This is a genomic window from Spiroplasma endosymbiont of Asaphidion curtum, from assembly GCF_964031085.1.
GTDB lineage: Bacteria > Bacillota_I > Bacilli_A > Mycoplasmatales > Nriv7 > Nriv7.
The window spans coordinates 165,751-178,672 of record NZ_OZ035001.1; the positions used below are offsets into that span (position 1 = coordinate 165,751).

Annotated in this window: 12 protein-coding genes; 7 read left to right on the forward strand and 5 right to left on the reverse strand. The window is 26.0% G+C overall.

Features of this window, described 5'->3' with window-relative positions; translation table 4 throughout:
• The first annotated feature begins 34 nt into the window (after nucleotides 1-34).
• Together tkt and AAHJ00_RS01000 are read left to right on the forward strand one after the other, a co-directional pair.
• The gene (gene tkt / locus AAHJ00_RS00995; protein ID WP_342224192.1) at nucleotides 35-2,059 is read left to right on the forward strand and encodes a transketolase; all 2,025 of its coding nucleotides are present in this window, start codon (nucleotides 35-37) and stop codon (nucleotides 2,057-2,059) included.
• Nucleotide 2,060: 1 nt separating this feature from the next.
• On the forward strand, nucleotides 2,061-2,288 hold the full coding sequence (locus tag AAHJ00_RS01000) for a YneF family protein (RefSeq protein ID WP_342224193.1): 228 nt from the start codon (nucleotides 2,061-2,063) through the stop codon (nucleotides 2,286-2,288).
• Between the two features lie 43 nt (nucleotides 2,289-2,331).
• Here the strand turns inward: AAHJ00_RS01000 and radC are convergent, their stop codons facing one another.
• Together radC and AAHJ00_RS01010 are read right to left on the reverse strand one after the other, a co-directional pair.
• Nucleotides 2,332-3,015, reverse strand: a complete 684-nt coding sequence (radC, locus tag AAHJ00_RS01005; RefSeq protein ID WP_342224194.1) for a RadC family protein — start codon at nucleotides 3,013-3,015, stop codon at nucleotides 2,332-2,334.
• On the reverse strand, nucleotides 3,005-3,274 hold the full coding sequence (locus tag AAHJ00_RS01010; protein ID WP_342224195.1) for a hypothetical protein: 270 nt from the start codon (nucleotides 3,272-3,274) through the stop codon (nucleotides 3,005-3,007). The genes radC and AAHJ00_RS01010 overlap by 11 nt, the downstream gene beginning before the upstream one ends.
• Nucleotides 3,275-3,462: 188 nt before the next feature.
• On the opposite strand from AAHJ00_RS01010, the gene AAHJ00_RS01015 reads away from it, so the two are divergent.
• Nucleotides 3,463-4,413: an IS30 family transposase gene (locus AAHJ00_RS01015; protein ID WP_342224196.1), complete on the forward strand. Its 951-nt coding sequence runs from the start codon at nucleotides 3,463-3,465 to the stop codon at nucleotides 4,411-4,413.
• A gap of 282 nt (nucleotides 4,414-4,695) precedes the next feature.
• Here the strand turns inward: AAHJ00_RS01015 and AAHJ00_RS01020 are convergent, their stop codons facing one another.
• Nucleotides 4,696-4,947 (reverse strand): hypothetical protein, encoded by a 252-nt coding sequence (locus AAHJ00_RS01020; protein WP_342224197.1) that lies wholly within the window; start codon nucleotides 4,945-4,947, stop codon nucleotides 4,696-4,698.
• Nucleotides 4,910-5,188 (reverse strand): hypothetical protein, encoded by a 279-nt coding sequence (locus AAHJ00_RS01025; RefSeq protein WP_342224198.1) that lies wholly within the window; start codon nucleotides 5,186-5,188, stop codon nucleotides 4,910-4,912. The genes AAHJ00_RS01020 and AAHJ00_RS01025 overlap by 38 nt, the downstream gene beginning before the upstream one ends.
• Nucleotides 5,189-5,609: 421 nt before the next feature.
• Between AAHJ00_RS01025 and AAHJ00_RS01030 the strand changes: the two genes are divergently transcribed.
• Complete coding sequence (locus AAHJ00_RS01030) at nucleotides 5,610-7,712, forward strand: hypothetical protein (protein WP_342224199.1); 2,103 nt, start codon at nucleotides 5,610-5,612, stop codon at nucleotides 7,710-7,712.
• A 1-nt stretch (nucleotide 7,713) separates the two neighbouring features.
• The gene (locus AAHJ00_RS01035; protein WP_342224200.1) at nucleotides 7,714-8,178 is read left to right on the forward strand and encodes a hypothetical protein; all 465 of its coding nucleotides are present in this window, start codon (nucleotides 7,714-7,716) and stop codon (nucleotides 8,176-8,178) included.
• Between the two features lie 65 nt (nucleotides 8,179-8,243).
• Here the strand turns inward: AAHJ00_RS01035 and AAHJ00_RS01040 are convergent, their stop codons facing one another.
• Complete coding sequence (locus AAHJ00_RS01040) at nucleotides 8,244-9,194, reverse strand: IS30 family transposase (protein ID WP_342223478.1); 951 nt, start codon at nucleotides 9,192-9,194, stop codon at nucleotides 8,244-8,246.
• Nucleotides 9,195-9,251: 57 nt separating this feature from the next.
• Between AAHJ00_RS01040 and polA the strand changes: the two genes are divergently transcribed.
• Together polA and mutM are read left to right on the forward strand one after the other, a co-directional pair.
• On the forward strand, nucleotides 9,252-11,981 hold the full coding sequence (gene polA, locus AAHJ00_RS01045; protein WP_342224201.1) for a DNA polymerase I: 2,730 nt from the start codon (nucleotides 9,252-9,254) through the stop codon (nucleotides 11,979-11,981).
• Between the two features lie 14 nt (nucleotides 11,982-11,995).
• Nucleotides 11,996-12,826 carry a DNA-formamidopyrimidine glycosylase gene (gene mutM / locus AAHJ00_RS01050; protein WP_342224202.1) on the forward strand — a complete coding sequence of 277 codons (831 nt, stop codon included), beginning with the start codon at nucleotides 11,996-11,998 and terminating at the stop codon, nucleotides 12,824-12,826.
• Nucleotides 12,827-12,922 lie beyond the last annotated feature (96 nt).

Here is a 12,922-nt window from a genome sequence, read left to right on the forward strand (position 1 = left end):
ATAAGTATGGTGAAAAGTAACAAGGAGGAATAATATGTCACAAAACCAATTTCAAAATGAAAACGATAATTATAATCGTGAGCAGTCAATTAATACTATTAAGATGTTAGGTGTTGAAGCTGTAAATCAAGCTAATTCAGGGCATCCGGGAATTGTTTTAGGAGCAGCACCAATGAGTTATGCACTATTTAGTGAACATTTATATTGTAATCCACAAGATCCCCAATGAATTAATCGTGATCGTTTTATTTTATCAGCTGGACATGGGTCAGCATTATTGTATGCGTTATTACATTTAAGTGGTTATGATATTAGTATTGATGAAGTTAAAAATTTTCGGCAATTGCATTCAATTACTCCTGGGCATCCAGAAAGAAATTTAACACTTGGTGTTGAAGCAACAACGGGACCATTAGGACAAGGATTAGCAATGGGTGTTGGTTGTGATTTAGTAAGAACTTTTCTGGCACATAAATATAATAAACCTGATTTTAATATTTTTGACTATCATACTTATATTATTTGTAGTGATGGTGATTTACAAGAAGGCATAAGCCAAGAAGCAATTAGTTTAGCAGGTCATTTAAAATTAAGTAATTTAATTGTTTTATATGACTCTAATGATATTCAATTAGATGGCCCAGTAAGTCTATCACAAAGTGAAAATACGAAACAGCGTTTTTTAAGTGCTAATTGAAATTATATTTTAGTTACTGACGGTAGTGACTTTAAAGCAATTAGTCAAGCATTAAGACAAGCTAAAGCGGAAACTGAAAAACCAACTTTAATTGAAATTAAAACTATAATTGGTGTTGGGGCTTCAAAAGCAGGAACTAGCAGTGTTCATGGTGCCCCTTTAGGCAATGATATTATTAAGTTAAAAGAAAATTTAAAGTGGGATTATGAACCATTTTTTGTTCCTGATGATGTAAAAAATGATTTTAAAGTTAGAGTTGTGCAAAGAGGACAACAACAACAAAAAATTTGAAATCAAATGTGAACTGAATATGCTAATAAATATGTTACTGAATATAATGAAATTAATGATACTTTATATCATAACTATAATTTTACTGCTAATGATTTTCAAGATATTTTAATTGAACAAGATATGGCAACAAGAGATTGTTCATCAATGGTATTAAAAACTATTAGTAAAAAATTGCCATTATTTATTGGCGGTAGTGCTGATTTATCATCATCAACAAAAGTTTTAGGAAGTGATGGATATTTTGCATCCAATAATTTACAAGGTCGTAATATTATGTTTGGTGTTCGTGAATTTGGAATGGGTGCTATTAGTAATGGTATGCTATTACAAAAAACTGTGCGCTCATTTGTTGCTACTTTTTTAATTTTTAGTGATTATATGAAACCTGCAATTCGTTTAGCTTCATTAATGGAAATTCCTAATATTTTTGTTTTTAGTCATGACTCAATTGCTGTTGGTGAAGATGGACCAACCCATCAGCCGGTAGAACAAATTTCAATGTTAAGAGCATTACCTAACTTAAATGTTTTTCGTCCTTGTGATATGAAAGAAACGATTGCTAGTTACATTTGTGCATTGAATAGTAAAGATAAGCCAACAGCAATTTTAGTTTCGCGACAAAATTTACCGCAAATTATTTCTAGTGATGTTAATAAAGCATTAAAGGGTGGATATATTATTAGTCCTGAAAAATCACAATTAGAATTAATAATTATTGCTACTGGTAGTGAAGTACAATTAGCATTAAAAGTTCAGCAACAATTACAAAAAGAAAATATTAATACTATTCGTGTTGTTTCTATGCCTTCAACAACTGTTTTTGATTATCAAGATGTGACTTATAAGTTAGAAGTTCTTCCGCAGACTGTTAAAAAGATAAGTTTAGAAATGGCTTCAACTTGAGGATGACATAAATATGTTGATAATGGGATAACTTTTGGTATTGACAGATTTGGAATATCAGCACCAATGCAGGATATAATGAATGAATTAGGATTTACTGTTGATAATATTGTATTACAAGTTAAGCAATTATTACAAAAAGATAATATAAAGGAGAAAAGATAAAATGCCTTGATGAGCAGGATTGTTAATTGGTCTTGTTGGCGGTTTAATAATAGGGGGATTATTAGCATTTTTAATATCTAAAAAGATGTTTGAAAAGCAATTAAGAGATAATCCACCGGTTAATGAAAAAATGATTCGAGCAATGTATATGCAAATGGGAAGAAAACCTTCCGAATCGCAAATTAAAGCTGTGATGAATGCGATGCGTCGTAATCAAAAAAAACCTTAGAACTAATAAAATAACTTTTTAAACTGCCATATAATGGCAGTTTTTATATGGCAAATTTAGTTTGCAATAAAATACTATAAAAATTATTTTTACTAATAATGATGTGATCAACAAATTCAATTTTTAAAACTTTAGCAATATAAATTAAAGCGTTTGTTGTTTCAATATCATGTTTACTAGGTAAACTATCATTATTAGGATGATTATGCGCACAAATAATTTTTTGGGCATGATTTTTTAAAACGAGGTAATATATATCTTTTGGATCAATTGAAATTTGATTAATTGTTCCTTGATATACAAGTTGCTTAAAAATAATCCGATTATTATTATTTAATAAAATTAAATAAAAATTTTCGGTATTTAAATTACTTACTTCAATATGAAGTAAGTAAAAAATATCATACGGATTATTAATTCTAATAATTTTATTGTTAGCAATGTTAATATTTATTCGTTGATATAACTCAAAACTTGCTAATAACTCAATAGCCTTAACTTTTCCAATTCCTTTAATAACGGTTAATTCATTTAAAGTTACTTTTAATAAGTTTTCAGCACCATTAAAATGATTAATAATATACTGTGCTAATTGTAAAACATTTTGTTTTTTATTACCAGTTCGTAATAGTAATGCAAGAAGTTCGTTATTACTTAAGTTTTTAATGCCATTTTTTCACGCTTTTTCTCGTGGTCGTTCATTAATGGGAATGTCTTTAAATTTCATAAAATGGTGGCAAAATCTTATTATATAAATTTTGGAGTTTTTCTAATTTTGCTTCTAAATTTTTAATATTTGTCACATCACGATTATTTCATCCGACTTTAAAACCACCAGGGAGTCCAATATCGGCTTGCTGGGCATTAAAAAGATTTTTAATTACTGGAATAGCTAGACCAAGTAATGCTCCACCAATAAGAAATGAAGCAATTGCACCACCGGTTTTAGAAATCATTTCTTCTTCTGATAATTGTTTTAGTTTCATAATAACCTTTTTTCATAATTTATATTCGTTTGATAACAAATAATTTCCTTGTGGTTTATTTATCTTGTAATTTTTAATCATGCTGAATTATACTTGTAAGTGCAAGTAAATAAAATTGCAAAAAATCTCATATAAAAATTTCATGATGCTAAGTTTATTTTAGAAAAAACAAAGCAAGGAGTTTTTATATGGGTTACAAACATCTTGGCATATATGAAAGAATTTATATTGAGAATCAATTGAAGTTTAAAGTAAAAATTAGTGAAATAGCTAAAAATCTTAATCGAAGTATTAGTACTATTATTCGAGAAGTCAATAGAAATAAAAATAGTAATCATTATTTTTCATTAATTGCACAAAATAAAGCAGAAAACAGAAAACAATCACATGTTTATTTTCATAAGTTTAAAAATAGAGAATTAGTAAAATATGTACAACAAAAATTACTATTAGGTTGATCGCCTGAACAAATTTATGGCAGAATTAAAAATTTTCATAAAGAATGAATTATTAGTTTTAAAACAATTTACAATTGAATTTATTCTGGATTACTTGAAAAAGTTACTAATAAAAATTTAAGAAGAAAAGGTAAGAAACGAAAATCTCAAGAAAATCGCGGTAAATTTAATGGTAAATCAATTAAAGAACGAAATATTAATGTTAATAATCGTATAACTGTTGGTCATTGAGAAGGTGATACTGTAGTATCATCACGAGGTAAAAGTAAATCATGTTTAATAACTTTAGTTGAAAGAACATCAAGATTTACTTTAGCAATGTTAGTTGAAAATAGAACTACTAAAGTTGTTAACGAAAACATTAGCCATTATTTATCAATTCTTCCAAATAATCTTGTTAAGACTATAACATTTGATAGGAGTAAAGAATTTTCTAATTGACAACAACTTGAAAAAAATTTAAATGTGAAAATTTATTTTGCTAATGCGTATTCGCCTTGACAAAGAGGTACTAATGAAAATACTAATGGTTTAATTAGAGAAAAATTTCCTAAAAAATTTAATTTTTCAAATACTACTAAAAATGCAGTTCATAAATTTATATTGTCTTTAAACCAAAGACCAAGAAAAATACTAAATTATCTTTCATCAATCGAATATTTGGTTAGAAAAATAATTTAGTTGCACTTAACTTTACAATTTGGCTCAATTTAGTGATTACTTTTTGTTTTGTATTTAATATAACAGTGAAAATTCTAGTTAAGATATTTATTAATTAGACTTGGTACATAACCTTTAATTTTATCTACTATTTTGATATTAGACTTGGTGCATAACCCTCAATTTTATCTACTATTTTGATAATATTATTTTCTAGATGAAGCACAAATATTAGATAAATATAAAGATGAAAGTGAATTTTATAGTTTGGTAGGTGCAAAATGTTATAGTTATGTACCAAGTCTAATGTAATAAGTTATTTAAATTCTTATGATTATATATTTTTGCTCCGTAGTCTAATTGTTGTTTTGCCAAATGTGATACATCACTTTCAATGCTGCAGCCGATATTTCATTTTAAATTTTGATTATGAATACCTTGCTTATTATTACTGAAATAATTACTCGCCTTTCTTAAATTTATTTCAATATCTTTATTTAATTCATTTTTAGCAACATTACGAATGTTTTTGATTAATTCTTGATAGATTTCCATCCTTATATAATTTAATTCAACTATTTAGTGTTACTTTGCGATTTTCAAAAATAATATTAAATGCGGTTTGTTTTAATTTTTTAATAGCGTGATAAGCATCTAAAATATATCTAACATTATCGAAACTATTGGCAATTTCTCTAATTCAAGTATCACCATCACCACAAACAATTACTCTGTCATAATTAATATTTACATAATGTTTTTGTACTTCTTTAATTAATAAATCACGATAATCCATCGTATTTATTCGTTTACCAAGTCTTGTGTAAAAATTCAATAATATGGTAAAATAATTATGAATAAAAATGACAATAACAAGAAAGGCATGGTTAGTTTAGTAATTAAATAATATAATTAGCTGATTGTTTTACTTCTTCAAAGCAATACCTAAGAAAACTAAACGCGACCTAGCAAGATTGGTTTTATTTTTTAATAAATATTTGGATATTGATTTAGATAGGCAAAGTTAAATCTAAATAGTATTCTTAATATTGAGATAAGATTATGAAAACAAAATTTAAATATAATTTAATAAAAGATTTTATTTTTTTAAGAAAATTGTCGTTTATTGTTCTTTTTTTCATAATTTGAATTTGCTTTATTTTTCTAAAAAGTTTAAAATTGTCTTGCATTGTTTTATAAAAGTTGAGGTTTAATTTATGAAAAGAAAAATAATGAAATATTGAGTAGTGTTATTGTTATCAGTTTCTCAAATTTTAACCTTAGTTGCTTGTACTTTTCGTTATCAAACTAAGATTGATGAAGGCATCGCTGCTAAATTAAATGATTTTTCAGCAATTACTGGCGAAATTACTAAAGCAATAATATTAAGTAGAGAAAAAAAATGAGATGCTTCGCAAGTTATTAATGATATTTTAGAAAATAAAGTTGATAATTTAATTTTTAAAAATATTTCTTATTCGTATTTTGGACAAACCAATGATAATAATTGATTCCCTCGTCATCAAGAGTTTTTTACTTCGCAAGATTTAGCTGATAAAGTTATTAACCCTGAGGATAAAAATAAAAAATCTTATGCTGATTTAATTAGTCAAAATAATATTTTAGGTAAAATTAGAACATATGGTTCAATTTTTAACACTTTAACTGTTGATACATTAAAAGAAATTTTTAATAGTGGGTCCGTTTTAGATCCCATTATGATTTTTTTAACTAAAAGTAATATTGAAAGTTTTTGAAATGATTATAATGCTGGTGGTTATGCTGATATTTTTACTAAATTGCGAAATGATCTTACTGAACATAATGATAATTTTATTGGCAAAGTAACATATGCTGAAGCACTACAGTGGTCACAAAAAAGAATTAAAAAAATAATTGTTCAAATTGGTTGTAAGAAAGAAAAAGTTGAAGAAAAAGTTGAAAGTTCTTGTAAAGGATATGATAGTAAAGATGATACCGAAGTAGAAGCTGCTTATGATACAATGATGGCAACATTTCGTATTCAAGTAAATGATACTGAAGGTAAAAATGTTTCAATAGAAACTAATAAATACATATTAGAAAATTTTCAAAATGGATTTAAAAATCTGAAAAATATTATTTCATTGTTAGTACCAATTTTACCAGTTATTTCTTATGTAATGAAAATGTATGCTAGTCTTCCTTTTGATGATTCCAATAAGATTTGATACAAAGTTGATAAAATTTCCGAAAACATTAAACAAGCTATTGAAGAACAATTAAGTACGACATATGTTGGTTTCGATCAATCAGTAACTAGTAATTTAAAAAATAAGTTAACAAAAGTATTTTCTTTAAATGATGGCGGATTAAGTTTACGAAAGATATTATTAATTATGAGATTAACCCCACAATTAAATGAATTAGTTAAGAACATTAAGTTAAATTTAATGACTTTTAAATATAAATTAATTGATGCGGTTTCAGCTGGTGGTGTTTATGTGGGATCTAATATTTTTCGTCTCGATATTGATTTTTTCCCATTAGCATTTCCTAAAATTAAAGAAATATTAGATCCCATTTTTGGAACTGTTAAAAAATATTTAAATTTTCTTCCTAATGATACAAAAGACTTGGTACATAACTATAACATTTTGCACCTACCAAACTATAAAATTCACTTTCATCTTTATATTTATCTAATATTTTTGCTTCATCTAGAAAATAATATTATCAAAATAGTAGATAAAATTGAGAGTTATGTACCAAGTCTAAATATTAATTTAAATGATGTTTTAATCGGAATTAATAAGTTAGTCGGTGTAATTCAAGGTCAGGTGTTAACAGAAGCAAAGATTAAAAAGATTCTTGCTGCCATTGAAATTGACAACGAGCATGCAAAAGTGGCATTATTAGAAATCCTTGGATATAATGGTCAGAAAGGTGAATTAATATCGGATGGAGTATTGGACACTCTTATTAAGACTATTAGTTCTTGTAAAGAAGATGATGCCAATTGTATAACCGAGGTTGCTAAATTTTTAACATTGTTAACAAGTGAAAACGGAATTTTAGCTCGCATTATTAATGATAATAATGAAATTATTGATATGGAATATCGGATATTTTATAAAGATAGTAATTATTGAAGGATTACTAATAAGAAAATGCAGTATAATGATATTGATAATTCATTAGAAGTATCATATGATATTAGTTTTTCCCAAGGTAAGATGAATAATATTTATTCAATTAAATGAAAAACAAAAAATTATTACAATAGTCTTGCTAGCAATAATTTTAAAATTGTAGCATTTAGGAATAAGGAGATTAAATAAAATGAAAAATACAAAATGAGCATTAATTGGACGAATACTAATTTCGTTAGCATTTTTTTTAATGATTGTTTATGGTTTTGTGGAGTTAGTTAAATCTAAATTTGTTATTTATGATACTGTTGTTTTAAAACTAAATTTTTGAACTAGTAATTTTGCTCAAACATTATGAAATATATTAATTATTATTGCTTTTTTTACATTTGTTATTACAAATGTTTGAAGTTTAAAACGAAAGATTTTCTTTTGAGTAATTGGTAGTATTTATATAATTATTGGTTTTTTAACATTTATCTTTACAATTATTGATAATACTAATGATGGTGAGAGAATGGCAATAGGCTTAGTTATTTCTTTACTATTAATGATTGGGGCGGGATTTTTATTACTAGTTGCTTATCGGATGAAAAATAAAGAAATTGTTGCTAATAATTGAAAATTTTGAGAGAAAAATAAGTCTACTGTATAGTCAAAAATAAAAACAGCAAAATCCTTGCTGTTTTTATTTTTGCCAAATTGTAAAGTTAAGTGCAACTAAATTATTTTTCTAACCAAATATTCGATTGGTGAAAGATAATTTAGTATTTTTCTTGGTCTTTGGTTTAAAGACAATATAAATTTATGAACTGCATTTTTAGTAGTATTTGAAAAATTAAATTTTTTAGGAAATTTTTCTCTAATTAAACCATTAGTATTTTCATTAGTACCTCTTTGTCAAGGCGAATACGCATTAGCAAAATAAATTTTCACATTTAAATTTTTTTCAAGTTGTTGTCAATTAGAAAATTCTTTACCCCTATCAAATGTTATAGTCTTAACAAGATTATTTGGAAGAATTGATAAATAATGGCTAATGTTTTCGTTAACAACTTTAGTAGTTCTATTTTCAACTAACATTGCTAAAGTAAATCTTGATGTTCTTTCAACTAAAGTTATTAAACATGATTTACTTTTACCTCGTGATGATACTACAGTATCACCTTCTCAATGACCAACAGTTATACGATTATTAACATTAATATTTCGTTCTTTAATTGATTTACCATTAAATTTACCGCGATTTTCTTGAGATTTTCGTTTCTTACCTTTTCTTCTTAAATTTTTATTAGTAACTTTTTCAAGTAATCCAGAATAAATTCAATTGTAAATTGTTTTAAAACTAATAATTCATTCTTTATGAAAATTTTTAATTCTGCCATAAATTTGTTCAGGCGATCAACCTAATAGTAATTTTTGTTGTACATATTTTACTAATTCTCTATTTTTAAACTTATGAAAATAAACATGTGATTGTTTTCTGTTTTCTGCTTTATTTTGTGCAATTAATGAAAAATAATGATTACTATCTTTATTTCTATTGACTTCTCGAATAATAGTACTAATACTTCGATTAAGATTTTTAGCTATTTCACTAATTTTTACTTTAAACTTCAATTGATTCTCAATATAAATTCTTTCATATATGCCAAGATGTTTGTAACCCATATAAAAACTCCTTGCTTTGTTTTTTCTAAAATAAACTTAGCATCATGAAATTTTTATATGAGATTTTTTGCAATTTTATTTACTTGCACTTACAAGTATAATTCAGCTTTTAACAAATTTATTTGTTATAATAATTTAAGAAATGAAATAGGATTAGGTGAAAATTTTTTAATGAAGAAAATATTATTAGTTGATGGTAATGGTTTAGTTTTTCGAGCATATTACGCGACAGCATATAGTAATTCCATAACTTTATGAGCAAATGATGGGACACCAACTAATGCTTTGTTAGGTTTTATTACAATGTTAGAAAAGATTTTAAAACAAAATTATGATTTAGTTTTGGTTGCTTTTGATGCTGGACCTAAAAATTTTCGTTATGGAATATTACCTAGTTATAAAGAAAAACGCATTAAAACTCCACAAGAATTATTACAGCAATTACCATTAGTTCGTGAGTTTTTAGATGCCTATGGAATTCAATGATATGAACATCCTGATTTTGAAGCTGATGATATTATTGCTACGATTAATAAAAAGGCAATTGATTTAAATTGAGAAATTGAAATTTTGTCATCGGATGGTGATTTAGAACAGTTATTATCTGCTAATACGGTAATTGTTAAACCAAAACAGGGATTATCACAAGTAGAAATTATTAATGTTGATTCATTAAAAACAAGATGAAATATAACCCCAAAACAAATACCTGATTTAAAAGGATTAAAAGGTGATGCCAGTGATAATCTTCCAGGTATTAAAGGCATTGGCGAGAAAACTGCTTTATCATTGTTACATCAATTTGGAACATTAGAAAATATTATTACTCATCAAGAGGAATTAAAGACAGCGGTTAAAGAAAAAATTGTGAATAATGCTAATATTGGTTTATTATGTAAAGAAATGGCATCTTTGAGATATGATGTTCCTTTTCCTAAGGATTTATCTTCGTTAACAATTAATAGGGATTTAGATCGTTTAAAAGAATTTTATTTAAAATATAATTTGAAGTCATTAGTTAATCGTTTAGAGACAAATAATTCTTCACAAGATAATAATAAAGATCAAGGCAAAATTTTAAGTAAGTGAGATGCTAATTATAATTGTGTTAAAAATGCGTTATTTGTTGAAATGAGTAGTGATAATTATTATACTTCAAATATTATTGGGTTTGGCGTTGTTAACGATAAAGGAGCATTTTATTTAGATTATCTTGTTGCTAGTACTGATGAATTATTTTTAGCATTTTTAAAAGATGAAAAATATTTAAAAGATGTGTTTGATTTAAAGAAAGTTATTAATGGTTGTAAATGACATCATATTGAAGTTAAAGGTATTGCTTTTGATTTACAATTAGCTGGTTATATTTTAAATGCAAATATGAAAGTAACGATTGATAATGTTATTAATTATTTTGCTGACCAAACTTTTATGAATGATGAAATGTTTTATGGTAAAAATCAAAAAAAAGTCGTAAGAGAATTACAAGAAGTTGCTGGTTTTATTACTAGAAAAGCTTGATGAATTTTACATTTAAAACCGCTTCTTAGTAAGAAATTAGAACAACAACAACAATTAGAGTTGTATAAAAATATTGAGTTTCCTTGTGCTTTTGTATTGGCAAAAATGGAGTTTCACGGTATTCGTGTTGATATGAAGCAATTAGAACAGTTAACAAAAGAAGTATTAAAAATTGTTACCCAATTAAATGAAGAAATTAATAGTTTAGCTCAACAAGATGTTAATCCTAATTCTCCTAAACAATTAAAAGAATTATTATTTGATGCGTTAAAATTACCTGATTTGCAAAAAGGTAGTACGGCACAAGAAGTATTAATGCAATTACAAATGCAACAATTACATCCAATTATTGATAAAATTTTGGAATATCGTAAATATCAAAAAACTTATTCAACTTATTTAAAAGGTTTAGAAAAATATATTTTCGCAGATGGTAAGGTGCATACGATTTATAATCAAACTAATACGACAACAGGAAGGTTATCTTCACAAGAACCTAATATGCAAAATATTAGTATTCATGATGTTCATCAAAAATTAGTTCGTAAAGTGTTTATTCCTAATGATTCCCACACACAAGTAGTCTTATCTAGTGATTACTCGCAAATTGAGTTAAAAGTTTTAGCACATATGGCTAATGTTAAAGAATTAATTAAAGCATTTAAAAATAATGAAGATATTCATTCATTAACTGCTAGTAAAATATTTTCTATTAATCAAGCTGAAGTTAATGAACAGCAACGAAGAGTTGCAAAAACTGTTAATTTTGGGATTGTTTATGGTATTTCTGATTTTGGTTTAAGTAAACAATTAATGATTTCTATTAGCGAAGCAAAAAAATTTATTGAACGATATTTTGCTGTTTTTCCTGAAATTCGTCATTATATGGATAATACAATTAAATTTTGTCAAGAACATAAATTCGTTAAAACTTTATTCAATCGGATTCGATACATTCCGACAATTAATGATCGGAATTGAGTAGCTAAACAAGCAGCAGAACGCGTAGCAATTAATGGTCCGATTCAAGGAACAGCAGCTGATATTATTAAATTAGCTTTAATTAAAATTGATCAGCAATTAGAACAAAATAATTTAAAATCGTATCTTGTTGCTCAAGTCCATGATGAGTTGATTGTTGAAGTATATAAAAATGAATTAGAAATTGTTAAAAAAATTGTTAATTCAGCAATGAATTTAGCAACAAAATTGCAAGTGCCATTAACTGTTGATATTAATACAGGAAATAATTGATATGAAATATAAAGGAGATTAAGTTAATGCCAGAATTACCAGAAGTAGAAACTGTTCGTGCCAGTTTACAACCTTTCGTTTGCAATCAAGTTATTACTGGAATTAGAATTTATTGAAGTTCAATAATTAAACAACCGGACTTAGTATCATTTCGAAAATTGATTATTGGTCAAAAAATTCTTGATTTAAAAAGAAAAGCAAAACATTTAATTTTTGAATTAGAAGATTTTGTGTTAATTAGTCATTTACGAATGGAAGGTAAATATTATTATCAAAATCTTAATGATGATATTGAATGAAAACATGTTTTATTAGTTTTAGAATTAAGTAATGGTTATGAATTAAGATATCATGATACAAGAAGATTTGGTACTTTTCATTTGCAAAAAAAAGCTGAATATGAACAATTAGCACCATTAATAAAAGCGGGACCAGAACCTTTTGAATCAAGTGCTACTGTTGGTTATTTACAAAAGAAATTTAAAAATAAGAACCGAGCTATTAAAACAATGCTTTTAGATCAAAGTATTATTAGTGGTTTAGGAAATATTTATGTTGATGAGGTATTATTTGCTAGTAAAATTCATCCAGTTACTAGTTGCAATAAATTACAAGAAGAGCATTTAAAAGCAATTTTAAATAATGCAAAACAAATTTTAACACAAGCTATTAGTTTAAAAGGAACAACAATTGCTAGTTATACTTCTAATGTTGGTGTTAAAGGTACATATCAGCAATTATTGAAAGTGCATACAAGAGAATCATTAGCATGTTATGTTTGTTCTTCAATAATTGAAAAAATTAAGCTGAATGGTCGGGGAACATATTTTTGCTGTCAATGTCAAAATAAATTATAAGTTGTGAATTATGTGGATAAGTAGATTAAAGTATGTTATTTATAAGATATTTTTACGACTAAGTTGTGGATAACTTAGTGGGTATTGATTTTTTTA